We start from the raw sequence: 23,089 nt of genomic DNA on the forward strand, positions 1-23,089 counted from the left end.
CTGCGGGCCCCAGGCCGACGGAGCCCGCCCGGCTCAGCCGATGACGCGTCCGTACGCCCGTAGGGTCAGCAGCGCGTCGATCGTCACGATCGGTCGCGACTCCAGCGCGGTTCCCGGCGCCCACTCCCGCCAGCGGATCGGCCAGCCACCGTCCTCCCGCTGCCCGGCCGCGAGGAAGTCCAGCGAGCGGCTCATCTCCTCGTCTGTGAACCAGCCACGGGCGAGCGATCCGGGCGTACGGGCGAAGTCGTACGCGAAGTGGTGCTCGCCCGGGGCGTACCCCGCCGCGACCGGCTGCTCCGCCGCGCGCGCCGGATCCAGGACCACGAGCCGCTGCTCGCGCACCAGCCGCCCGAGCCGGTCCGCGGCGGCCCGTGCCCGGGTCCGGTCGGGCACGCCGTCCAGGAAGGCGAGCGCCGCCTGGATCTCGTACGGATGGGACTCCTCCAGCGCCCCGACCGCGTCCCAGCAGAAGTCGGTGGCCCTGAAGAGCCACGCGTGCCACACCTCGTTGCGGTGCAGCAGCCCCACCACGGGGCCCGTGGCCAGGAGATCACTCGGAGGGTCGTCGACGACCGGGACGAACGGCGCGGCCGGATAGCCGCGCAGCGAGGGATGCACCGCCGGCAGGGCACCCTCCTTCGTCGACACGTCGGACAGATAGCGGCACATCCGCTCCACGCGCAGGCCCTCGCAGCGGCCGATGGAATCGAGGACACGCAGCGCGTGTGCGACATGCAACGGCTGGCTCACGGGACCGCGCAGATCGGGTTCCAGGGCGTGGCCGTAACCGCCGTCCGCACCCTGGTACGGGGCGAGCGCCGTTTCGACCGCGTCCGGGACGCCGTCAAGGAAGTGGTACGCGAACCGCCGTTGTTCGAGCACACGGGCCGTCAGCCAGATGAAGTGCTCGGCGCGTGCGAGGGAGGAAGCTCCGGATCCAGCCATGGAACGACCGTAGGACGGAAAGCGCTCTCGGGAAGCTTCCCTGACAGGGCTGCACTCTCAGGGGCGCGATACTGAAGGCATGCGGTTGACGATTTTCTGGGAGCGGATGGCGGAGCACTTCGGTGAGGCGTACGCCGATTCCTTCGCCCGCGACCACGTGATGGCAGAGCTCGGCGGCCGTACGGTGCACCAGGCGCTGGCGGCCGGCTGGGACGCGAAGAACGTCTGGCGCGCCGTCTGTGCCGCGGTGGACGTGCCCGCGGACAAGCGCTGACGGGGGAGGACCGCAAGGGGGAGCGGCGGGATGTCACTGGCATGGGACAGACTGACCCCGTGGCACCCACTGACGAGCCCGCCGGGCAAGAAGAATCGCCGACCGCACCGCCCCCCGCTCCGACCGGGACGGACAGCGGTCCGGCCCGCATGCCCCGGTGGCTGCCCCGCGCCATGGTGCTCGCGCTCGCGCTCTACGCCTGCTTCCAGCTCGGCAACTGGGCGTTCCACCAGCTCGTCGGCCTGCTGCTCAACATCCTGATCGCCTTCTTCCTGGCCCTCGCGATCGAACCCGCCGTCGGCCGGATGGCAGCCCACGGCATGCGCCGCGGCCTCGCCACGTTCCTGGTCTCCATCGGGGTACTGGCCTTTGGCGTCGGCTTCGTCCTGCTGCTCGGCTCGATGCTGGCCGGCCAGATCGTCGAAATGGTCGAGGACTTCCCGAAGTACCTCGACCAAGTGATCAACTGGATCAACCAGACCTTCCGCACGGAGCTCTCCCGGGTCGAGGTCCAGGACAGCGTCCTGAACTCCGACTGGCTGCGGAAGTACGTACAGAACAGCGCGACCGGCGTGCTGGACGTGTCGGCGACCGTGCTCGGCGGGCTGTTCAAGCTGCTGACGATCTTCCTGTTCTCCTTCTACTTCGCCGCCGACGGCCCCCGGTTGCGCCGCGCCCTGTGCTCCGTACTGCCGCCGGCCCGTCAGGCCGAGGTGTTGCGCGCCTGGGAGATCGCCGTCGACAAGACCGGCGGCTACATCTACTCGCGCGGTCTGATGGCGCTCATCTCCGGCGTCGCGCACTACATCCTGCTGCTGATCCTCGACGTGCCGTACGCGCCCGCCCTCGCGGTGTGGGTCGGACTGATCTCGCAGTTCATTCCGACGATCGGTACGTACCTTGCGGGCGCGCTGCCGATGCTGATCGCCTTCACCGTCAACCCCTGGTACGCGCTGTGGGTGCTCGGATTCGTCCTGGTCTACCAGCAGTTCGAGAACTACGTACTGCAGCCCAAGCTGACCGCGAAGACCGTCGACATCCATCCGGCGGTCGCCTTCGGCTCGGTCGTCGCGGGCACGGCGCTGATGGGAGCCGTCGGCGCGCTGATCGCGATCCCCGCGATCGCGACGCTGCAGGCCTTCCTCGGCGCGTATGTGAAGCGGTACGCCGTGACGGACGACCCGCGCGTGCACGGCAGGCACCCGCGGCGCCGGGGCATCTCGGGCCTCGTACGGATGCGGCGCGCGCTGCGCCACGAACAGCGGCAGGTGTCGCGCACGGGCAAGGCGCCGCCGTCCTCGGACGACGACGCCTGACCCGGACCGGCTTTCGCTTCACGCCCGGGCCGTTCACGCCCGGGCCGTCAGCGGCGCTCCAGCTCCACCCGTGGCAGCGCCCTGCGCAGCCACACCGGCAGCCACCACGCGCGCCACCCCAGCAGTTGCATCACCGCCGGGACGATCAGGCAGCGGATGACCACGGCGTCCAGCAGGATCGCGACCGCCAGACCGAGGCCGAACTGCTGGAGCATCCGGTCCGGGCTGAACATGAAGGCGGCGAACACCACGATCATGATGGCCGCGGCCGCCGTGATCACCTTGCCCGTCGCGGCGAGCCCCGCGCGCACCGCGCCCGGCGCGTCCTCGGTGCGCTCCCACTCCTCATGGATGCGCGAGAGCAGGAACACCTCGTAGTCCATGGAGAGTCCGAAGACGATCGCGAAGATCATGACCGGGATGAACGCCTCGATGGGTCCGGGCTCGACACCGAACCAGCCGTGCTGGAAGACGAGCGTGATCACGCCGAGCGCCGCCCCGATGCTGATGAGATTGAGCAGCGCGGCCTTGACGGGGATCAGGACCGACCGGAACACGACGGGCAGGAGCAGCGCCGACTCGGTCGGGATGGCCGGAGTCACCGCCGCGACGCCGTCGGTCTCCTCCAGTGCGGTACGGACCTGCTCAGCGGCGTCCTTGCCGCCGCCGTCCGCCACGACGACGAGCGGACCGTTGAAGCCGGCCCCGAAGCCCTCCGCCAGCAGGTCGTACGCCTTGCGGCTGGTCTTCGTCCGCGCGTCGTTGCCCGCGTCGGCGAAGCCCAGACGCATGTCGAGCGCGGGGGCGGCCAACGCGCCCAGCGCGACGAGCGCCACGACCAGCGCCACCCCGGCCTGCCCTGCACACCGGTCGCCCAGCGCCGCCAGCCGGCGCCCTCGACGCGCTTGGACTTTGCGGCGCGTCTGGCCACACCGCGCTCGATTCGCTTGCCCATGACACCCAGCAGAGCCGGCAGCAGCGTCAGAGATGCGGCCATGGTGACCAGGACGGTCAGCGCGACCGTGAGCGCCACTCCCTGCAGTGAGCCCAGGCCCAGAGCCACCAGGCCCATCAGCGCGACGATCACCGTGCAGCCGGCGAAGAAGACGGTTCGCCCGGCCGCGTCCAGCGCCGTACGGGTGGCCTGGAAGATCGCGGGATCGTCGATGTGCCGTTCGCCCCGGGTCACCACCTGCTCGACGTACACGGTGGACAGCATGGTGACGACGGCGAGGGTGACGGCCGCGGCGAGGTGGCCCTGTGCGCGACGGTGTAGAGGGCGTACGCGAAGGCCAGGAGGAGCAGCGGCAGGTCTACGGGGCTGACCGGGAAGTACGCCGCGCTGCACAGCAGGGTGACCACCGCGACGGGCACCGGCCACCGGCGGCGCCACAGGAGTGCTGAGCAGCCGCTCCTCATGCCGTCTGTCAAGCCGCGAGACCGAGAACGCGGACGGGGCGGCGTATGCCGACGCGGTGTCGGAGTACGCCGCCCTCGGGCGGGACGAGCTGCTGGAGGCGGCCCGTGGGGTCGTCCCGGCTACTTCGGATCGCGGTTGAAAACCGCCTTGGACCAGAAGTAGCCGAGCACGGTGAGGCCCAGGCACCAGGCGACCGCGAGCCACCCGTTGTGGCCGATCTCGCTGCCGAGCAGCAGCCCGCGAAGGGTCTCGATGGCCGGCGTGAACGGCTGGTACTCGGCGATCGGCTGGAACCAGCCCGGCATCGCGTCGACCGGGACGAAGGCGCTCGAGATGAGCGGCAGGACGATCAGCGGCAGCGCGTTGTTGCTGGCCGCCTCGACGTTCGGGCTGACCATGCCCATCCCGACGGCGATCCAGGTGAGCGCCATGGCGACCAGTACGAGCAGCCCGAACGCCGCCAGCCACTCCAGGGCCGTGGCATCCGTGGACCGGAAGCCGATGGCCACCGCGACGGCACCCACGAGGACCACGCTCATGACCGACTGCAGCACGCTGCCGACGACGTGTCCGATGAGCACGGACCCGCGGTGGATCGCCATCGTGCGGAAGCGGGCGATGATGCCCTCGGTCATGTCGTTGGAGACGGACACCGCCGTCCCGACCACGGTGCCGCCGATGGTCATCAGCACGATGCCCGGCACGAGGTAGGCGATGTACTCGGAGCGGTCCGCGCCGCCGTCGCCGATGCCCGCGCTCATCACGTCGCCGAAGATGTAGACGAAGAGCAGCAGCAGGACGATTGGCGTGAGCAAGAGGTTCAGGGTGAGGGACGGGTAGCGCCGCGCGTGCAGGAGGTTGCGGCGCAGCATCGTGGACGAGTCGCGTACGGCGAGGGAGAGGGAGCTCATCGGACAGCCTCCTTGGAGGGCTGGTTGGTGCCGCTGGTCAGGGCGAAGAACACGTCGTCGAGGTCGGGGGTGTGCACCGTCAGCTCGTCCGCCTCGATGCCGGCCGAGTCCAGCCAGTCGAGGACGGAGCGGAGCTCGCGCTGGGTGCCGTCGCTGGGGATCTGCAGTGTGAGGGAGTCGTCGTCCCTGGTGACCTCGCGCAGCGCGAGGGCGGCGGACTGGTACGCGGACGGGTCGGAGAAGCGGAGCCGGACATGGCCGCCGGGAATCAGCCGCTTCAGCTCTTCTGCGGTGCCCTCGGCGGCGATCTTGCCGTCGTTGAGCACGGCGATGCGGTCGGCGAGCTGGTCGGCCTCCTCCAAATACTGGGTGGTGAGGAAGACGGTGACGCCGTCGGAGACGAGTTCGCGGATGATCTGCCACATGTTGTGCCGGGATCGAGGGTCGAGGCCGGTCGTCGGCTCGTCGAGGAAGATGATGCGCGGGTCACCGACGAGCGTCATGGCGATGTCGAGGCGGCGCTTCATGCCGCCGGAGTAGGTGGAGGCGGGCTTCTTCGCGGCGTCGGTGAGGTCGAAGCGCTCAAGGAGTTCGGCGGCGATCCGCCGCCCCTCGCGGCGGGAGAGGTGGTGCAGGTCCGCCATGAGGAGCATGTTCTCCTCGCCGGTGATCAGACCGTCGATGGCGGAGAACTGCCCGGTGACACCGATCGCGGCGCGCACCGCCTGCGGGTCGGCCGCCAGGTCGTGACCGCCGACGTGCAGGTCGCCGGCGTCGGCGGTGACGAGGGTGGAGAGGATCTTGACGGCGGTGGTCTTGCCGGCGCCGTTGGGCCCGAGCAGCGCGAACACGGACCCCGCCGGGATACGCAGATCGATGCCGTTGAGCACGGTCTTGTCGCCGTACGACTTGCGCAGACCGACGGCGGAGACGGCGGCGGGCGACTGCGGACTGCCGCCCCGCCTGGGTGTGGGCATGACAGATGAAGGCATGGAGCCCTCCCTTTCGAAGGCTGAGACGACTGGGGAGTGGGCGAGTTGACGGAGCCGGTGTTCAGGCCCGGGCGCGGCGCACGTCGATGTTGCCGTAGCGGGTCCGGGCGCGGACCTCGACGGTGTCCTCGGTCTTCTCCGGGGTCTCGGAGGCGGTGAGTGTGTTGCGCACCTGCCCGTGGCCGGAGCTGACGTCGAGCCAGGCGGCGGTGCCCTCGAGGATGCCGAGTTCGATGGCGCCGTAGGAGGTCTCCAACTGGACGGTGCCGCGAGCAACTTCGGCGACGCGCAGAGTGCCATGGGCGGTGGTGGCGATGACCGAGCCCTCGGCGCGCGCGATGTCGATGTCGCCGTTGGCACCGCTCACCCGCAGGTCGCCGGTCGCGGTGGCGACGGTCGTGGTGCCGTGCGAGTTCTTCAGGACGGCGGGACCGTCGACGGTGCCGACGCGCAGGCTGCCGGAGCTGGTAGTGATCTCGGCCATGCCCTGGATCCGGTCGACGGTGATCGAGCCGTGGGCGGCGGTCAGCTGGAGCGGCCCGGTCGTGTCGAGGCGGACGTCACCGGACGAGGTCTTCACCCGGACCTCGCCGAGCCGGCCCTCGCCGACCACCTGGGCCCAGGCGCCGGTCAAGTCGACGCGCGAGCCCGTGGGCAGTTCGACCGTCACATCGACGGTGCCGGTGCGCCCCACGAGATAGCGCTGCTTGGGCGTCCTGACGGTCAGGGCGCCGTTCGCGTACGTCACCTCGGTCTGGTCCGCAGCCCGTACGTCCTGGTCCTTCTTCGGGTCGCGGGGCCGCACCTCGACGACGGTGTCGAGGCGGTCGCCCGCGGTGAACCGGATGGAACCGGCCTCCACGTGCGCCGTGGCCGAGATCGGTTCGGGAGTGTCGAAAGAAGGCATGGCTGTCCCGTCCTCTTGGGTCTTCAGGGCGTCCCCGCTGGTGGGACGTGGTGTGGGGTGAAGTGGTGCGGGTGGGGGCGCGGTTAGCGCACCCAGCCCGTGTAGCTCTGTCCGATGGTCTGGGTCTTCTCCGTCGTACGCGGCCGGGTGCCGCCGCCGACCGCGGCAGACACGGCGCGCACCAGCCACGCGTTGACCGACAGGCCCTCGCGGGTCGCGGCTTCCTCGGCGCGGGCCTTGAGGGGGGCCGGCAGGCGCAGGTTGACGCGGGCGGTGCCGCCCTCGTCGCTGTCGGCCGGGGCCGGGGTCGTGAGCGGTTCGACGGGCGCGGCCGGCTCTGCGGGGGCGCCGCCGCCGGTGGGCGGCAGCGTCACCACGAAGTCGGGGTCGAGCCCGCGCAGCCGTACGTCGACCGAGCCGGGGGCGAGTTCGCGGGTGATCTCGTCCATCGCGGCGGAGAGCACGTTGAGCATGGTCAGCCGAGTCGCCGACTCCAGGGGAGCGGTGAGCCTCTCGGCCAGCTCGCGGGCTTCGTCGCCGCCGGCTTCGGCGGCCACCGCGAGTTCGCGGCGGAGGGTGTCGACATACGGGGTGAGGTCCATGACGCCATGATGGCACCACGATGGCGTCATGTGCAAGCCCAGGTGGCACCTGGTGTGGGGTGGACTCAAGGACGGCCGCCCTGATCTGCGGAAATGCGAAGGGGGCGGCCTGAGTGATTGTGGCGCCATGGGTGCTCACGTGCTTCTGGGGGCGTGGAATGACGCCGGGCGGCAGTGGGCGGCACCAAGTGGCGCCAAGTGGTGCCACTCGGTGCCACCCGGCGCCATCGTGTCTCATCTGTGCCACTCGGCCGTCGCTGACACTGGCCCCCGTCCATCAAGGTCCGCTGGCACGCGCTCAGGACTCAGTGGCACAGGGTCGGGGTGGAAGGCCCGGGGCGGCGGGCGTGGTGCGCTTGACAGCAAAATCGAACATCCATTCTGATGGGGTTCTGGCCGTGAAGCTGCGACGGTTTATCCACAGGCCAGGACGACGCCGGGGCGCGTTGTCAGTGGCAGGAGATAGCGTCTTTGACGTGAAGCGATCGACTCAAGCAAATCGGGTGGAACCCATGGCAGCAGGCACCGACCGCGAGAAGGCGCTCGACGCCGCGCTCGCGCAGATTGAACGGCAATTCGGCAAGGGCGCGGTCATGCGCCTCGGCGACCGGCCGAACGACCCCATCGAAGTCATCTCCACCGGGTCGACCGCCCTGGACATCGCCCTCGGCGTCGGCGGGCTGCCGCGTGGCCGCGTGGTGGAGGTGTACGGACCGGAATCCTCCGGTAAGACGACACTCACGCTGCACGCCGTGGCCAACGCGCAGAAGGCCGGCGGCACCGTCGCCTTCGTGGACGCGGAGCACGCGCTCGACCCCGAATACGCCAAGGCGCTCGGCGTCGACACGGACAACCTGATCCTCTCCCAGCCGGACACCGGCGAGCAGGCCCTCGAGATCGTGGACATGCTGGTCCGCTCGGGCGCCATCGACCTCATCGTCATCGACTCCGTCGCGGCCCTGGTGCCGCGAGCGGAGATCGAGGGCGAGATGGGCGACTCGCACGTCGGTCTCCAGGCCCGGCTGATGAGCCAGGCGCTGCGCAAGATCACTGGCGCGCTGCACCAGTCCCAGACCACGGCAATCTTCATCAACCAGCTCCGCGAGAAGATCGGTGTGATGTTCGGCTCGCCGGAGACCACGACCGGTGGCCGGGCGCTGAAGTTCTACGCCTCGGTGCGGCTCGACATCCGCCGCATCGAGACCCTCAAGGACGGCACGGACGCGGTCGGCAACCGCACCCGCGTCAAGGTCGTCAAGAACAAGTGCGCGCCGCCGTTCAAGCAGGCCGAGTTCGACATCCTCTACGGCCAGGGCATCAGCCGCGAGGGCGGCCTGATCGACATGGGCGTGGAGCACGGCTTCGTCCGCAAGGCGGGTGCCTGGTACACGTACGAGGGCGACCAGCTCGGCCAGGGCAAGGAGAACGCCCGTAACTTCCTGAAGGACAACCCCGATCTCGCCGACGAGATCGAGAAGAAGATCAAGGAGAAGCTGGGCGTCGGCGTCAAGCCGGTGGCTCCGGGAGCCGAGCCCGGCGCGGACGCGGCAGTCAGCACCCCGGCCGCGGCCGGCGACGCGAAGTCGGTACCGGCTCCGGCGACCAAGGCCAAGGCGGCCAAGCCCGCGGCAGCCAAGAGCTAGACCGTGACCCGGAGGACGGACTGGCCGGGAAGCGCAAGCGAAGGCATGGATGCCGAGGACAGCGGCAGCCCCGCCCCGTCGAGGGCCGGGAAGGGGCTGCCGCCTCAGGATCCGGGTGAGCAGGCGCGGGCGATCTGTCTGCGGCTGCTCACCGGAACCGCCCGCACCCGCAAACAGCTCGCGGACGCTCTTCAGAAGCGGGGCATCCCGGACGACGTGTCGGACGAGGTGCTGTCCCGCTTCGAGGAGGTCGGCCTCATCAACGACGCGGCCTTCGCGGACGCCTGGGTGGAGTCCCGCCACCACGGCAGGGGCCTCGCCCGGCGGGCGCTCGCGAGGGAGCTGCGGAACAAGGGTGTCGCGCCCACGCTCATCGACGACGCGATGGGGCAGCTCGACTCCGACCAGGAGGAGGAGAGGGCCCGTGAGCTCGTGGCCCGCAAGCTCCGCTCCACCCGCGGCCTGGAGCGCGACCGCCGACTGCGCCGCCTCGCCGGCATGCTGGCCCGCAAGGGCTACCCGGAGGGCATGGCGCTGCGGGTGGTCAGACGCGCCCTCGAAGAAGAAGGCGAGAACGGCGAGGACCCGGACGGCCTGGGCTACGACCCGTTCTAGCCTCAGCAGGCCGTAGGCGGCCGCCGGGCCCCGGCCGCCGGTTCTGCGGTCCGGGGACGGACAGCCCCGGCCGAAGACACAGGTCCGCTCCAGTGCACAGCAATTTCTGCACGGGAGCGTGTGTGGGCATGGCCCGTGTGTGCATGGCCAAGGAACCCGGCGGTGCCGATATCGCTGACCTCGCCGCCCTCCCGGGAGGCCCCCTTACCGCGTGGTCCCTATGGAGTGACTGGCAGCCCCGCCGCTCGCCAGGCCTGGAACCCGCCGTCGAGGTCCGTCGCCCGGTGCAGTCCCAACTGCCGCAGCGACACGGCCGCGAGACTCGACGCGTACCCCTCGTTGCAGATCACCACGACGCGCAGGTCATGACTGGTGGCCTCCGGAGCCCGATGGCTGCCCTGCGGATCAAGCCGCCATTCCAGCTCGTTGCGCTCGACGACGAGCGCTCCCGGGATCAGCCCGTCCCGTTCGCGCAGGGCGGCGTACCGGATGTCCACCAGCAGCGCGCCGGCCGAGGCGGCGTCGTACGCCTCCTGCGGCCCGATCCGGTCGAGCCCTTCGCGTACTCGATCCAGCAGTTCGTCGATGCCGGTACGTTCGCCGCTCACTGCCACTCCTCAGGTCGCTCGACGTGCTCCAGACGCAGTACCGCGCCCGTGCGGCTGTATCGCCGCATCATCGGCAGCGGCGGGTAGTAGGCGTGCACCGAGACAGCGTGTTCGTCCGCCGACTCGTTCAGCACCTGGTGCACATGGTGGGCGCCGAAGGCCCGTCCCCGGCCGGCCGCCAGCTGCCGGTCCCGGTCGACCCCGTCGGCCAGTTCGAGGGTTTTCCAGCCCTCCGTGGGGATGCGCGCCGCGAGCGACTCCTCCCGCAGGGTGCCCGCCGCGGCGGCGAAGGCACCGTGCGAGCCGCCGTGGTCGTGCCAGCCGGTGCCGGTGCCGGGCGGCCACCCGATGAGCCAGGCCTCGCTTCCGCCGGGCCCTTCGAGCCGCACCCAGGTACGGCCTTCGGGATCGAGCGGAAGGGAAGCCACCAGGGAAGCGTCGGCGGCGACACGCCTCACGAATTCGAGCAGTTCCGAGGGAGAGGGAGCGGGAGCGGGAGCGGCGTTCCGGGGAACGCTTTCGGGCGCGCCCGGGGAACGTACGGAAAGAGACACAGGAGACCGTCCTGAAGATGTTCGCGAGAACGCGCGGCCGGAAGCACAGCACGGCACAGCGCGTGAGAGAGAAGGGCGAATCAGCAGGACGGGCGACACACGCAGCCCGCATAGCGGACGAGGTCCATATGGACCCTCCGCCACAGGCGCACATTGGTGTCGGTCACGCTCCGGAGTACACCACGCACGCCCGCGACGGTCAATTGATGTCCGCTGTCCGGTCGGTCAGGCCGGCCTGGTCAGGCCGGTCCTCCTCCGCGGCCCCCTCGGCGACACCGTCGGAGGGCGCGAGCTTCGCGGTCCCCTCGGCCTCCCCGGAACGCTGCGGACCGGGCCCCGCCTGCGCCGGCACAGGCGGCCCCCCGCGCGCCGCGTCCGCCGCCGCGTACAACTCGGCCGGCCGCACGCCGCGGAACGCCGCGACCAGATGTCCGTCGGGCCGCACCAGTAGCACGGTGTGAGCCGACGCCCCCGGGTAGCCCTCCGTGACCAGCAGCTCCGCCCGCACCGGCAGCGCCGTCACCGCGGCGGCCAGCCGGGGCATCACCCCCGCGGTCATCCAGTGCCGCCGGTCCCACACGCCCGTACCCGGTGCGACCAGCACTACCAGTTGCCGCCCACGCCCCAGCCGGTCCCGCAGCCGCACCGTCGCGCCGTCGGGCGCCGTCACCCGTACGTCCGCCACCGGCCCGCCCATAGGCGTACCGACGAGCGTCTGCGCCTCGGTGTGCGGGGGTGCGAGCGGAGAGCGCGTGTACTCGGGAGGCGCCCCCAGCGCCCCCCGTCCGAGGTGCCCGTCCGTCAGCAGAGTGTCGTGCCCGCGCGTGGTGCCGGGAAGGTACGTCCGCAGACCGCTGCCCCGCAGTATCGGCAGCGCCTGGTCGGCGGCGCGCAGACGCGCGGCGACCGCCGCGCGCCGCTCGGCCTGGTAGCTGTCGAGCAACGTCTGCGACGCATCCAGGTGCCACGCCTGAGCCAGCTTCCACGCCAGGTTGTCGACGTCCCGCAGCCCCTCGTCCAGCCCCTGCGTCCCGAGCGCCCCCAGCAGATGGGCGGCGTCACCGGCGAGGAACGCCCGCCCCACCCGCCACTTGCGGGCAAGCCGATGGTGGAGCGTGTACACGCCGGTGTCGATCAGCTCGTACGGAGGTGTCTCACCGCACCACCCCGCCAGCGTGTCCCGCACGCGCGCCACCAGCGCCTCGGGCGTCACGAGTTCCCCGCGCGGCGGCAGCAGCCAGTCGAGCCGCCACACCCCGTCCCGCAGCGGACGGGCGGTCACTTCCTGGCCGCCCGTGCGCCACGGCGGCATGCGGTGCAGCAACGCTTCGCCGTCCCAGGGCAGTTCCGTGCGCAGCGCGGCGACGGCATGCCTCTCGACCGCCGTACGCCCCGGGAAGCGGATGTCGAGGAGCTTGCGAACCGTCGACCTCGCCCCGTCGCACCCGACCAGGAAGCTGCCGCGCCACCAGGTGGCCCCGGGCTCGCGGGTGTGCGCGGTGACGCCGCTGTCGTCCTGCTCGATGGTGTCCAGGCGCCCGTGCGCCACGATCCGCACGAGGTCGTGCGCCGCGACGGCGTCGCGCAGCCCGCGCGTCAGTTCGTGCTGCGGCAGATGCACGGGAGAGGGCAGGACGCCGTCGTCGCCGAAAAGAATCTCTCTGACGTCCTGATTGCGCCGCATCGACCGCCATCCGGTCCAGCGCGTTCCTTCGTCACGGACAGTCGTGCAGCCGAGCCGCTCGGCCAGTTCGGCCGTGTCGGCCCGCAGGACGGCCGTACGGGCCGTACGGGGCTCGTCCTTGCCCGCCCCCTCGTCGAGCACGACGGAGGGCACACCGTGGCCCGCGAGAGCAAGCGAGAGGGCCAGCCCGACAGGACCGGCCCCAACGACGATCACCGGGTCCACGGCGCGTCCCCTTCAGTCCGTACGGACATGCGGGAAGTGGCAGGTGGAACCCGGTGCACGATCACAGAACGTATGCAACCCACTGCGGGTGCTTGCGTCAAGTGACAGAGGCAGCGGCGCGGTGGCCGCTGCCTCACATTTCGTCAGTTCTTCTTGTCGGCAGGCCCGTCGGTTCCCTTCGCCCCGCCTTCCGCGTGCGGTCCGAGCGGACCGCCATCTGGGTCGAGGACACCGGGCGCCTCCAGCGGCTCGGCGGCCGCAGCCGGCGTGATGCCGGTCTTGGCGCGGCGGCCGCGCTTCTCGATCCACGAGGCGACCGAGGACAGCGCCAGACACATGGCGACGTAGATCGCTCCGAACACGATGACCACCGGGACGTACGGATAGTCATCATTGACGATGGTGTTGTTGGCCAGTCTCCGGGCCACGAACAGCAGCTCCGCGTACGTGATGATGTAGCCGAGCGAGGTGTCCTTCAGGGTCACCACGAGCTGGCTGATGATCGTCGGCAGCATGGAGCGGACGGCCTGCGGGATCAGCAGCATCGTCATGACCTGCGACTTGCGCAGGCCCAGCGCGTACGCCGCCTCGACCTGCCCCTTGGGCACGGCGTTGACGCCGGCCCGGAGCACCTCGGCCTGGACACACGCGTTGTAGACCGTCAGGCCGATGACCAGGGCCCAGAAAGCCGAACTCTCGCCGACGAAACCAAGGTTGTCCTTGTACGTCAGGAACAGGACCCACAGCGCGTAAATGGTGATCAGCAGCGGGATGGCGCGGAACAGCTCGATGAAGCCGGTCGCCAGCGCGCTCACCGGGCGGTGGTCGGAGAGCCGCGCCACGGCCAGCAGGACGCCGAGGACCAGTGACAGCACCGCCGCCACGGCGAACACCTGGAGGGTGGAGAGGATGCCGTCGCGGATGCTTGTCCGGACTCCGGCGTAGTTGAAGATGTCCCACATCTCGGGCGCCAGGTGCCCGCCGTCCGCGAGGCGGTAGATCGCGAACGCGATCAGGCCGAGGACCCCGAGGGAACCGACCACGGTGTAGACGCGGTTACGGACCCGGGCCTTGGGACCAGGGGCGTCGTACAGGACGGTCGAACTCATCGTGCGACCTCCAGGCGCCGCTCGAGCAGCCGGAAGAGACCGCTGATGGTGAAGGTGATGACCAGGTAGGCGAGAGCCACGAACAGGAAGATCGGGGCGATGGCGAAGCCCTTGTCGCTCAGCAGCTTCTGCACACCGAAGAGTTCGGTGACGCTGAACGCTCCCGCGATCGCCGAGTTCTTGGTGAGCGCGATGAAGATGCTGCTCAGCGGCGGGATCACGGTGCGGGTGGCCTGCGGAAGGACGATCATGCGAAGCGTCTGGAAGAACGTCATGCCCAGTGAACGGGCGGCCTCGGCCTGGCCGAGCGGCACTGTACTGATGCCGGACCTGACGGCCTCGCAGACGAACGCGGAAGTGTAGAAGCCGAGCGCCAGAAGGCCCTTGACCCACGGGTTCATGCCGCTGCCGAAGACGGCGGGCACCACGAACCAGACGACGAGGAACAGCAGCGTCAGCGGAGTGTTGCGGAAGAGCGTGACCCAGGCGGCGCCGAAGAACCGCAGGGGCGGTACGGGAGAGACGCGGAAACCGGCCATCACGACGCCCAGCACCATCGCGAGCAGCGCACTGGCGGCGGTGAGCAGCACGGTTCCTATGAAACCGTCACGGAACTCCGGCAAGTGGTCGAGCAATACATTCACGGGGAAGTCCTCGTGGGCGGCAGCGGACGGGCAGGGGACACCGCGCCCCGTACGCTCCCCTCAAGCGCGTACGGGGCACGGAAAGTCACCACCGAAGACAGACGGCGGTTGTCAGTAACGCTCGAGCGCCGGGGGCTCGGTGAACTCGGAGCCGGACAGGCCGAGCGTCGCGTCGTACGCCTTCTTGTAGTCGCCGTTCTTGATGTGGGTCTCCAGCGACTTGGTGACCGCCTCGCGCAGCGCCTTGTCGTCCTTGTTCATGCCGATGCCGTACGGCTCCTGGGTGAACGGCTTGCCGACCACCTTGAGCTTCGTCGGACGCTGCGCGGCGTAGCCCTTGAGGATCGCGTCGTCGGTCGTGACGGCGTCGACCTCGTTGTTGACGAGCTGCTGCACGCACTCGGAGTACTTCGAGAGCTCGACGGTCTTCGCGCCGTACTTCGGCTTCTTGATCTCCTGCAGCGGCGTCGAGCCGACGATCGAGCAGACCTTCTTGCCCTTGACGGAGTCGGGCCCGGTGATCGTCTTCTCGTCCTTGCGGACCAGGAGGTCGGCGCCGGCCATGAAGTACGGACCGGCGAAGCCGACCTGCTTCTTGCGCTCGTCGTTGATCGTGTACGTACCGACGTAGAGGTCGATGTCACCCTTCGAGATGGTCGTCTCGCGGACACCGGAGTCGACCGTCTTGAAGTTGATCTGGTCGGCCGAGAAGCCGAGGTCGGCGGCGACCATCTTGGCGATCTCGATGTCGAAACCGGAACGCTTGCCGTCGGTGTCCTCGAAGCCGAGGTACGGCTGGTCGTTCTTGGCGCCAAAGGTGATCTTGCCGGCCTGCTGGGCCTTCTTCAGGGTCGGCGAGTCGATCTTGACGTCCTTGGCGACCGTGTACGTCGGAAGCTTGGGGGCGTCCTTGCCGCCGGCCGGGTCCTTCGGCTTGTCGCCGGCGGTTCCGGACTCGCCGCCACAGGCGGTCGCGGTCAGCGCGAGCACAGCGATGGCAACGGCAGCAGTCTTGCGGAGCTTCATGGTGAACATCCCTTATGTCGTAGGTCGTCGTTGGTCGTCAGTGGTGAAGGATCTTCGACAGGAAGTCCTTGGCCCGGTCGCTGCGCGGGTTGCTGAAGAACTGGTCGGGCGTGGCCTCTTCGACGATCTTGCCGTCGGACATGAAGACGACCCGGTTGGCGGCCGAGCGCGCGAAACCCATCTCGTGGGTGACGACCACCATCGTCATGCCGTCGCGCGCCAGCTGCTGCATGGCCTCCAGCACCTCGTTGATCATCTCGGGGTCGAGCGCCGAAGTGGGCTCGTCGAAGAGCATGACCTTGGGGTCCATCGCCAACGCCCGCGCGATCGCGACACGTTGCTGCTGGCCGCCCGAGAGCTGCGCCGGGTACTTGTCCGCCTGGGAGCCGACACCCACCCGGTCGAGCAGGGTGCGCGCCTTCTCCTCCGCCGCCTTCTTGTCCGTCTTGCGGACCTTGATCTGACCCAGCGTGACGTTCTCCAGCACCGTCTTGTGTGCGAAGAGGTTGAACGACTGGAAGACCATGCCGACGTCGGCACGCAGCCGTGCGAGTTCCTTGCCCTCCTGGGGCAGCGGCTTGCCGTCGATGGCTATCGCACCGGAGTCGATCGTCTCCAGGCGGTTGATGGTGCGGCACAGCGTGGACTTTCCGGACCCGGAGGGTCCGATGACGACCACGACCTCGCCACGGGCGATGGTCAGATCGATGTCCTGGAGCACATGCAGCGCGCCGAAGTGCTTGTTGACGTTGCTCAGCACGACCAGGTCGTCGGCTGCGGGGGCAGCGTCATCGGCGGCCTTGGTCACTGAAACTCCGCTCATCGGCTTCTTGCTCCGTCCTCCTCGGTTGGGGAGGACCCTAGTCAGCCGCTACGACCAGCGTCATTACATCTGAGCGGAAATTGAGCATAACGATCCGGCTGCAACCGGACACACCGCGTGAACGGGACTCCGGCCGGGGATACCGGCTCCATAACGGAACATGCCCGTAACGGGAAGGGCCTTGACTGGACCGTGACACATCGGCGTGGATGCCTTGAGACCTATTGCGCGAGACCTGTTCACGAACATTTCACCCGAGGGGGGAGGCCACCATGAGACTGCTGCTCGTCGAGGACGACGATCACGTCGCGGCGGCCCTCTCCGCCATCCTCGTCCGCCACGGCTTCCAGGTCGTCCACGCCCGCAGCGGCGAAGAGGCGATCCAGGCGCTCCTGCCGGCCGAGAAGGAGCCCTTCGGCGTCGTACTGCTCGACCTCGGGCTGCCCGACCAGGACGGCTACGAGGTGTGCGGCAAGATCCGCAAGCGCGGCAACACTCCGGTGATCATGGTGACCGCGCGGGCCGACGTACGCTCGCGCATCCACGGCCTCAACCTCGGCGCCGACGACTACGTCGTGAAGCCGTACGACACCGGTGAACTGCTCGCCCGTATCCACGCCGTCAGCCGGCGCAAGGGCACGGGCGAGGCACCGGCGCCCGGCGACGACACCGCGCTGCGGCTCGGCGGCGTACGCATCGAACTGCCCACGCGCCGCGTCAGCGTCGGCGGCAGCGAAGTGCAGCTCACCCGCAAGGAATTCGACCTGCTCGCGCTTCTCGCGCAGCGCCCCGGTGTGGTCTTCCGCCGGGAACAGATCATCAGCGAGGTCTGGCGTACGAGCTGGGAGGGCACCGGCCGCACCCTGGAGGTGCATGTGGCCTCCCTGCGCTCCAAGCTGCGGATGCCCGCGCTCATCGAGACCGTGCGCGGCGTCGGATACCGGCTCGTCGCCCCGGCCGCGTCGGTACAGGGCCCGTAACCCCACGTGCGCACCCGCCTCCTCCCGCTGCTCCTCATCCTGCTCGCGGGCATCCTGCTCGCTCTCGGCTTCCCCCTCGCGGTGAGCGTGGCCGCCGCGCAGCAGCAGCGGGTGGTCGTCGACCGGATCGACGACACAGCGCGCTTCGCGGCGCTCGCGCAGTTCGTCACCGGCCGATGGGAGAGCGGCCAGGACGAGCGCCGCAGCACACTGGAGACCGAGCTCGCCAGCTACAGCGACGTGTACGGCATCAAGGCGGGCGTCTTCTACCGCGACGACATGCCGATGGCGAGCGCACCCGAGAACTGGGCCGTTCCCGAGACCGGCGAGGGACGGGACGCCTTCGAGGAAGCGCTCTACAAGCGCCGCAGCCACGACCCCGCTCAGGTGTGGCCCTGGCAGGAAGGACGTCTTGTCGTCGCCTCACCGGTCGTACGGGACGGTGACGTGGTCGCGGTCGTGGTCACCGACTCGCCGACCGGGCAGATGCGTTCACGGATCCTGCGGGGCTGGCTGCTGATCGCGGCCGGTGAGTCCGCGGCGATGCTGGTCGCGGTGGGCGCCGCGTTCCGGCTGACCGGGTGGGTGCTCAGGCCCGTACGCATCCTGGACGCGGCCACCCACGACATAGCGACGGGGCTGATGAACTCGCGGGTCGCGGCGGCCGGTGGTCCGCCCGAACTCAGGCGGCTCGCCCGCTCGTTCAACGAGATGGCGGACAACGTCGAGGAAGTGCTGGAGCAGCAGCGCGCCTTCGTCGCCGACGCCTCGCACCAGCTGCGCAACCCCTTGGCCGCCCTACTCCTGCGTATCGAGCTGCTCTCCCTCGAACTGCCCGAGGGCAACGAGGAGATCGCCTCCGTCCGGACGGAGGGCAAGCGCCTCGCGCAGGTCCTGGACAGCCTCCTGGGCCTGGCGCTGGCCGAGCACGCCCCCGCACACCTCCAGATCGTCGACATCGGCGAGCTGGTCACCGAGCGGGTGGCCGCCTGGCGTCCTGTCGCGGACGACAAGGGCGTACACCTCACACGGGAAGGCCCGGACGCCGTCACCGCCTGGGGCGACTCCGTGGCGCTCTCCAGCGCCCTGGACGCGGTGATCGACAACGCCCTGAAGTTCACGCCGGGCGGCGAGGACGTCACGGTCACGGTGGCGCCGAACGGTGAGTCCTGCACGATCACGGTCTCCGACGGCGGCCCCGGCCTGACCGACGACGAACTGGACCGCGTGGGCGACCGCTTCTGGCGCAGCAACCGCCACCAGAACGTCACCGGCTCGGGCCTCGGCCTGTCCATCTCGCGGGCCCTGCTGCTCGCGGGCGGAGGCGCCCTGTCGTACGCCCGCAACGAACCCCACGGGCTGCGCGTGACCGTGCGGGTCCCGCGCACAGCGCCTACGGCTTGACCGACCGGTAGTAGCGCTGCGCGCCCTCGTGCAGCTCCAGGGGATCCGTGTAGATGGCGGTCCGCAGGTCCACCAGCTGCGCCGCGTGCACCTCGTTGCCGATGCTGTCACGGCTCGCTATGACCGTACGGGTGAGCCCCTTTGTCAGCCGCGCGTCCGTGGCGTCAGTGGTCACCAGCAGATTGGCGACCGCCACCGTCGGCACGGCCACCTTGGGACGGATCTGCGGATACGCGTCGTCGGGCATCACGGCGGACCTGTAGTGGCGGGCGGGGCCGGCCTCCTCGTGCAGCTCGTCGACCAGATCGCCCAGCGGTACGAGCCGGATGTCGAAGCGCTTCGACAGGTTCCTGACGGCCGTGGTCGGCAGGCCGCCGGACCAGAAGAAGGCGTCGATCGTGCCCTTCTCCAGACGCTCGGGCATGGTGTCGATGCCGATGGACACAGGAGTGATGTCCCGGTCGGGATCGAGCCCCGCGGCCTTGAGCAGCCGGTTCGAAACCAGCCGTACGCCCGAACCGTCCTGCCCCACGGCGACCCGCTTGTTCTGGAGACCGGCCGCGGAGCGCACCTCGGAACGCTTCGGTACGACGAGCTGCACATAGTCGTCGTACAGCCGCGCGCAGCCGCGCAGCCGATTCGCTCCCGGCAGGCCGTCCTGCTGGTACTGCGCCACGGCGTCCGCGGTGGCGATGGTGAAATCGGCCTCCCCGTTCACCAGACGCGCGAGGTTCTGCCGGGAGCCCTCGCTGGCCTGCAGCTCCATGCTCACGTCCGGGAGATCGCGCGAGACCTCCTTGTCCAGGAGTTCGCCGTACCGCTGGTAGACCCCGGTCCTCACGCCCGTACTGAACGTGATCTCCCCGCGCGGCGACGACTCCCCGATCGGCAGGAGCCACCACAGCAGCAGTCCGGACACCACGAGGGCGGCGACGGACCCCTGGAGGGCGCGGCGGCGGCTGATGCGGGGGTGGGCCTGGAGCATGCGGGCGATCCTGCCAGTTGACTCCCCTCGGGGACCAGGGGGTGCCCGGCCCCGTACCCTGGTGTACGAGATGAGCGAGAAGACATACGAGGTGCGCACTTACGGGTGCCAGATGAACGTCCACGACTCCGAGCGGCTTTCGGGCCTCCTGGAGGGCGCGGGATATGTGCGTGCGCCGGAAGGCGCCGACGGTGACGCCGACGTCGTCGTCTTCAACACCTGCGCGGTGCGGGAGAACGCCGACAACAAGCTGTACGGCAACCTCGGCAGGCTCGCCCCGATGAAGACGAAGCGGCCGGGCATGCAGATCGCCGTGGGCGGCTGCCTCGCGCAGAAGGACCGCGACACCATCGTCAAGAAGGCCCCCTGGGTCGACGTGGTCTTCGGCACGCACAACATCGGCAAGCTGCCCGTCCTGCTGGAGCGCGCCCGCGTCCAGGAAGAGGCGCAGGTCGAGATCGCCGAGTCGCTGGAGGCGTTCCCCTCCACGCTGCCGACGCGTCGCGAGAGCGCGTACGCCGCCTGGGTGTCCATCTCCGTCGGGTGCAACAACACCTGCACGTTCTGCATCGTCCCGGCCCTGCGCGGCAAGGAGAAGGACCGCAGGACCGGCGACATCCTCGCCGAGATCGAGGCCCTCGTCGCCGAGGGCGTCAGTGAGATCACTCTGCTCGGCCAGAACGTCAACGCGTACGGCTCCGACATCGGTGACCGCGAGGCGTTCTCCAAGCTGCTGCGCGCCTGCGGGAAGATCGAGGGCCTGGAGCGCGTCCGCTTCACCTCGCCGCACCCGCGCGACTTCACGGACGACGTGATCGCCGCGATGGCCGAGACGCCGAACGTCATGCCGCAGCTGCACATGCCGCTCCAGTCGGGCTCGGACACCGTGCTCAAGGCGATGCGCCGCTCGTACCGCCAGGAGCGCTTCCTCGGCATCATCGAGAAGGTGCGTGCCGCCATGCCGCACGCCGCCATCTCCACCGACATCATCGTGGGCTTCCCCGGCGAGACCGAGGAGGACTTCGAGCAGACCATGCACACGGTCCGCGAGGCGCGCTTCGCGCAGGCCTTCACCTTCCAGTACTCCAAGCGCCCCGGGACGCCTGCCGCCACGATGGAGGACCAGATCCCCAAGGAGGTCGTCCAGGAGCGCTACATGCGCCTGGTCGCCCTCCAGGAGGAGATCTCCTGGGAGGAGAACAAGAAGCAGGTCGGCCGCACCGTGGACGTCATGGTCGCCGAGGGCGAGGGCCGCAAGGACGGTGCCACGCACCGCCTCTCCGGGCGCGCCCCCGACAACCGTCTGGTCCACTTCGCGAAGCCGGACGAGGACGTACGTCCCGGTGACGTGGTGACGGTCGAGATCACCTACGCCGCGCCGCACCACCTGCTGGCCGAGGGCCCTTCCAAGGCGGTACGCCGCACCCGCGCGGGCGACGCCTGGGAGAAGCGCACCGCGGAGCCGAAGCAGGGCGCGGGCGTTCTTCTGGGGCTGCCGAAAATCGGCGTACCGCTGCCGCTGCCGGCGGCCACGGGCGGCTGCTCCGTCCAGTAGCCGGCTCACCGCCGGTCCACACGTCGAGGGGGAGAGACATGGGCCGGTGGGGCCTGATCGTCGAGGAGAACCGGGGAAGCGGCGACTCGAAGGTCTGGGCGCCCCGTGTCCTGGCCCATGTCGACGGCACCCGGGAACAGGCACTCGCCCAGCTCGAGAGCTGGGCGAAGAGCTACAAGCCGGAGCACCCCCGCAGTCCGGGGCGCCGACTGGTCTACCGGCACGCCGAAGGCTTCATGACGGTCATCGAGGGCTACTCGCAGGAGTACCACTGCCGCTTCAGCGTCATGGAGCTGCTGTACGACAGTGAGGCCCCGGAAGCCCCGGAAAGCGTCGCCCCGCAGCGGCCCCAGGACCGCGTTCCGCCGGGGTACTAGGCTGCCGGGCATGCTTGTCGCCGCCGCCGTGTGCCCCTGCCCGCCGCTCCTGGTCCCCGAGGTCGCTTCCGGTGCCGCACCGGAACTCGACGCCGCACGGACCGCGTGCAAGGACGCTCTCGGGGTGCTCGCGGCGTCCCGTCCCGACCTGCTCGTCGTGGTGGGTCCCGCGGCAGAGGACGGCACGAAAACGCACCCCCAGGGAGCGACCGGAAGCTTCAAGGGCTTCGGTGTGGATTTCGGAGCGTTCCTGGGAACGGCGAAAACGCCCGGGGCGAGCCTCCCGGGAAGCGCCGCCGACAGCGAGCTTCCCGAGTCGCTCGCCGTGGGCGCCTGGCTGCTTTCCCGTACGCAGTGGTCCGACGCCCCCGTGCAGGGCCTCCAGGTCGGGGAACGGCTGCCCGGCCCGCTGTGCGCGCAGGAGGGCCGGAAACTGGCCGCACGCGCGGAGCGGGTCGCGCTTCTCGTGCTGGGCGACGGCAGCGCCTGCCGCACGCTCAAAGCGCCGGGCTATCTGGACGAGCGGGCCGAGGGGTTCGACGCGGCGGCGGCGCGTGCGCTGGCCGCGGCCGACACGGCCGCGCTGGCCGCCCTGGACGAGCAGCTGGCGTACGACCTCAAGGCGGCCGGACGGGCGCCCTGGCAGGTCCTCGCGGGCGCCGCGCAGGGCGCCGGTCTCGGCGGACAGCTGCTGTACGAGGAGGCCCCCTACGGCGTCGGGTACTTCGTCGCCGTCTGGTCCTGAGGGGCAACGCGGAACACGGGGACGGCCGTGGAGCGATGTGCGCTCCACAGCCGTCCACCGTTGCTGCCGATCAGGCCACTGTCAGCCGGCCGGGGGCGGCGGAGACGGCGGCACAGTGCCGCCACCGGTGGGCGGAGGCGGCGGCGTGGCGCCACCGCTGGGAGGCGGCGTGGTGCCAGTGCCGGGGCCCCCGGTTCCACCTGTCCCGTCGCCCTTGTGCGCGATGCGGTCCAGGGCCTGCTTCGCCTTGCCCGTGCCCGAGTCGATCTGACTGCTGTACTTGCCCTTGGTCTTGCTGTCGACCGCCTTGGCGGCCTTGCTCAGACCCTGCTCGATCTTGCCCTCGTGCTGCTGCGCGAGGTCCGAGACCTTGTCCTTCGCAGGAGCAAGCTTGGCCTTCAACGAATCCAGGAAGCCCATGGATCACCTTCGCTCTTCGGGGGACTACTTACGGGCGCTCTCTCCGGCCTCATTGTCCGCCGCTTCGTCCGCGGACTGTTGCTTGGGGATGTCCACGTTCTCCGCTGCGGTGGCCTCGGAAGCCTCGGCGCCCTTTGCGGCGCCGCCTTCCGGCCCTTCCGCCGCGGCTTCCTCCGGAGTGTCGGCCGTCGGAGTGGCGGCCTGCGCCTCCTCGGTTGACGTCTCAACGACATCCTTGGACTTGCGGCTAAACCATGCCAAAACGCCCATATCTGCTCCATACCTTACTCGTGTGGGCGAAATCCCGCGCCCGACCGGAGCG

Annotated in this window: 26 protein-coding genes and 1 pseudogene; 10 read left to right on the forward strand and 17 right to left on the reverse strand. The window is 69.9% G+C overall.

What is annotated here, in order from left to right; all coding sequences use genetic code 11:
- Window positions 1-33: 33 nt before the first annotated feature.
- Entirely contained in the window at window positions 34-948 is a 915-nt protein-coding gene (locus tag AC1P0E_RS25395; RefSeq protein ID WP_482744425.1) for a hypothetical protein, read from the reverse strand.
- Window positions 949-1,027: 79 nt separating this feature from the next.
- Between AC1P0E_RS25395 and AC1P0E_RS25400 the strand changes: the two genes are divergently transcribed.
- The gene (locus AC1P0E_RS25400; protein WP_482744426.1) at window positions 1,028-1,222 is read left to right on the forward strand and encodes a DUF3046 domain-containing protein; all 195 of its coding nucleotides are present in this window, start codon (window positions 1,028-1,030) and stop codon (window positions 1,220-1,222) included.
- A gap of 149 nt (window positions 1,223-1,371) precedes the next feature.
- Complete coding sequence (locus tag AC1P0E_RS25405) at window positions 1,372-2,538, forward strand: AI-2E family transporter (protein WP_482745894.1); 1,167 nt, start codon at window positions 1,372-1,374, stop codon at window positions 2,536-2,538.
- A 47-nt stretch (window positions 2,539-2,585) separates the two neighbouring features.
- Here AC1P0E_RS25405 and AC1P0E_RS25410 read toward each other — a convergent pair.
- A pseudogene (locus AC1P0E_RS25410) lies at window positions 2,586-3,685 on the reverse strand (MMPL family transporter); the annotation flags it as partial.
- A 113-nt stretch (window positions 3,686-3,798) separates the two neighbouring features.
- Between AC1P0E_RS25410 and AC1P0E_RS25415 the strand changes: the two are divergent.
- Window positions 3,799-3,942 carry a hypothetical protein gene (locus tag AC1P0E_RS25415; protein ID WP_482744427.1) on the forward strand — a complete coding sequence of 48 codons (144 nt, stop codon included), beginning with the start codon at window positions 3,799-3,801 and terminating at the stop codon, window positions 3,940-3,942.
- Between the two features lie 135 nt (window positions 3,943-4,077).
- Here the strand turns inward: AC1P0E_RS25415 and AC1P0E_RS25420 are convergent, their stop codons facing one another.
- From AC1P0E_RS25420 to AC1P0E_RS25435, 4 genes are all read right to left on the reverse strand, one after another.
- Window positions 4,078-4,869 (reverse strand): ABC transporter permease, encoded by a 792-nt coding sequence (locus tag AC1P0E_RS25420; protein ID WP_482744428.1) that lies wholly within the window; start codon window positions 4,867-4,869, stop codon window positions 4,078-4,080.
- Complete coding sequence (locus tag AC1P0E_RS25425) at window positions 4,866-5,861, reverse strand: ATP-binding cassette domain-containing protein (RefSeq protein ID WP_482744429.1); 996 nt, start codon at window positions 5,859-5,861, stop codon at window positions 4,866-4,868. The genes AC1P0E_RS25420 and AC1P0E_RS25425 overlap by 4 nt, the downstream gene beginning before the upstream one ends.
- 61 nt (window positions 5,862-5,922) lie before the next feature.
- A complete protein-coding gene (locus tag AC1P0E_RS25430) occupies window positions 5,923-6,768 on the reverse strand; it encodes a DUF4097 family beta strand repeat-containing protein (protein WP_482744430.1) in 846 nt (281 codons plus the stop codon).
- Between the two features lie 83 nt (window positions 6,769-6,851).
- On the reverse strand, window positions 6,852-7,370 hold the full coding sequence (locus AC1P0E_RS25435; protein WP_482744431.1) for a toxin-antitoxin system HicB family antitoxin: 519 nt from the start codon (window positions 7,368-7,370) through the stop codon (window positions 6,852-6,854).
- A gap of 512 nt (window positions 7,371-7,882) precedes the next feature.
- On the opposite strand from AC1P0E_RS25435, the gene recA reads away from it, so the two are divergent.
- Both recA and recX read left to right on the forward strand, forming a co-directional pair.
- Complete coding sequence (recA, locus tag AC1P0E_RS25440; protein WP_482744432.1) at window positions 7,883-9,013, forward strand: recombinase RecA; 1,131 nt, start codon at window positions 7,883-7,885, stop codon at window positions 9,011-9,013.
- A 3-nt stretch (window positions 9,014-9,016) separates the two neighbouring features.
- Window positions 9,017-9,628: a recombination regulator RecX gene (gene recX / locus AC1P0E_RS25445; protein WP_482744433.1), complete on the forward strand. Its 612-nt coding sequence runs from the start codon at window positions 9,017-9,019 to the stop codon at window positions 9,626-9,628.
- Window positions 9,629-9,846: 218 nt separating this feature from the next.
- Here the strand turns inward: recX and AC1P0E_RS25450 are convergent, their stop codons facing one another.
- The 8 genes from AC1P0E_RS25450 to AC1P0E_RS25485 all read right to left on the reverse strand — a co-directional run bounded on the left by AC1P0E_RS25450 (window position 9,847) and on the right by AC1P0E_RS25485 (window position 16,301).
- The gene (locus tag AC1P0E_RS25450; protein WP_482744434.1) at window positions 9,847-10,236 is read right to left on the reverse strand and encodes a rhodanese-like domain-containing protein; all 390 of its coding nucleotides are present in this window, start codon (window positions 10,234-10,236) and stop codon (window positions 9,847-9,849) included.
- Entirely contained in the window at window positions 10,233-10,790 is a 558-nt protein-coding gene (locus AC1P0E_RS25455; RefSeq protein ID WP_482744435.1) for a cupin domain-containing protein, read from the reverse strand. The genes AC1P0E_RS25450 and AC1P0E_RS25455 overlap by 4 nt, the downstream gene beginning before the upstream one ends.
- Before the next feature lie 80 nt (window positions 10,791-10,870).
- Entirely contained in the window at window positions 10,871-10,918 is a 48-nt protein-coding gene (locus tag AC1P0E_RS25460) for a hypothetical protein (protein WP_309506048.1), read from the reverse strand.
- A gap of 71 nt (window positions 10,919-10,989) precedes the next feature.
- A complete protein-coding gene (locus AC1P0E_RS25465; protein ID WP_482744436.1) occupies window positions 10,990-12,699 on the reverse strand; it encodes an FAD-dependent monooxygenase in 1,710 nt (569 codons plus the stop codon).
- Between the two features lie 143 nt (window positions 12,700-12,842).
- A complete protein-coding gene (locus AC1P0E_RS25470) occupies window positions 12,843-13,808 on the reverse strand; it encodes an amino acid ABC transporter permease (RefSeq protein WP_482744437.1) in 966 nt (321 codons plus the stop codon).
- Complete coding sequence (locus AC1P0E_RS25475) at window positions 13,805-14,452, reverse strand: amino acid ABC transporter permease (RefSeq protein WP_482744438.1); 648 nt, start codon at window positions 14,450-14,452, stop codon at window positions 13,805-13,807. The genes AC1P0E_RS25470 and AC1P0E_RS25475 overlap by 4 nt, the downstream gene beginning before the upstream one ends.
- 111 nt (window positions 14,453-14,563) lie before the next feature.
- Window positions 14,564-15,478, reverse strand: coding sequence for a glutamate ABC transporter substrate-binding protein (locus AC1P0E_RS25480; RefSeq protein WP_482744439.1), 915 nt, complete (start codon window positions 15,476-15,478; stop codon window positions 14,564-14,566).
- Window positions 15,479-15,515: 37 nt separating this feature from the next.
- Window positions 15,516-16,301 carry an amino acid ABC transporter ATP-binding protein gene (locus AC1P0E_RS25485; protein WP_482744440.1) on the reverse strand — a complete coding sequence of 262 codons (786 nt, stop codon included), beginning with the start codon at window positions 16,299-16,301 and terminating at the stop codon, window positions 15,516-15,518.
- 272 nt (window positions 16,302-16,573) lie between these two features.
- Here AC1P0E_RS25485 and AC1P0E_RS25490 point away from each other — a divergent pair, with 272 nt between their 5' ends.
- The gene (locus AC1P0E_RS25490; RefSeq protein WP_454373287.1) at window positions 16,574-17,281 is read left to right on the forward strand and encodes a response regulator transcription factor; all 708 of its coding nucleotides are present in this window, start codon (window positions 16,574-16,576) and stop codon (window positions 17,279-17,281) included.
- A 6-nt stretch (window positions 17,282-17,287) separates the two neighbouring features.
- Window positions 17,288-18,685 (forward strand): sensor histidine kinase, encoded by a 1,398-nt coding sequence (locus tag AC1P0E_RS25495; protein ID WP_482744441.1) that lies wholly within the window; start codon window positions 17,288-17,290, stop codon window positions 18,683-18,685.
- Here the strand turns inward: AC1P0E_RS25495 and AC1P0E_RS25500 are convergent.
- On the reverse strand, window positions 18,675-19,670 hold the full coding sequence (locus AC1P0E_RS25500) for a TAXI family TRAP transporter solute-binding subunit (protein ID WP_482744442.1): 996 nt from the start codon (window positions 19,668-19,670) through the stop codon (window positions 18,675-18,677). The two genes, AC1P0E_RS25495 and AC1P0E_RS25500, sit on opposite strands and share 11 nt — an antisense overlap.
- 70 nt (window positions 19,671-19,740) lie before the next feature.
- Here AC1P0E_RS25500 and miaB point away from each other — a divergent pair, with 70 nt between their 5' ends.
- From miaB to AC1P0E_RS25515, 3 genes are read left to right on the forward strand one after another with little or no spacing between them, the layout of a single operon-like run.
- The gene (gene miaB / locus AC1P0E_RS25505) at window positions 19,741-21,225 is read left to right on the forward strand and encodes a tRNA (N6-isopentenyl adenosine(37)-C2)-methylthiotransferase MiaB (RefSeq protein ID WP_482744443.1); all 1,485 of its coding nucleotides are present in this window, start codon (window positions 19,741-19,743) and stop codon (window positions 21,223-21,225) included.
- 38 nt (window positions 21,226-21,263) lie between these two features.
- Window positions 21,264-21,602: a hypothetical protein gene (locus AC1P0E_RS25510; RefSeq protein WP_482744444.1), complete on the forward strand. Its 339-nt coding sequence runs from the start codon at window positions 21,264-21,266 to the stop codon at window positions 21,600-21,602.
- 10 nt (window positions 21,603-21,612) lie between these two features.
- The gene (locus tag AC1P0E_RS25515) at window positions 21,613-22,347 is read left to right on the forward strand and encodes a class III extradiol dioxygenase subunit B-like domain-containing protein (RefSeq protein WP_482744445.1); all 735 of its coding nucleotides are present in this window, start codon (window positions 21,613-21,615) and stop codon (window positions 22,345-22,347) included.
- 81 nt (window positions 22,348-22,428) lie between these two features.
- Here the strand turns inward: AC1P0E_RS25515 and AC1P0E_RS25520 are convergent, their stop codons facing one another.
- Window positions 22,429-22,767, reverse strand: coding sequence for an antitoxin (locus AC1P0E_RS25520; protein WP_482744446.1), 339 nt, complete (start codon window positions 22,765-22,767; stop codon window positions 22,429-22,431).
- Between the two features lie 24 nt (window positions 22,768-22,791).
- The gene (locus AC1P0E_RS25525; RefSeq protein ID WP_482744447.1) at window positions 22,792-23,037 is read right to left on the reverse strand and encodes a hypothetical protein; all 246 of its coding nucleotides are present in this window, start codon (window positions 23,035-23,037) and stop codon (window positions 22,792-22,794) included.
- Between the last annotated feature and the right edge of the window lie 52 nt (window positions 23,038-23,089).

The organism is Streptomyces sp. TRD_SC_5, assembly GCF_056836825.1.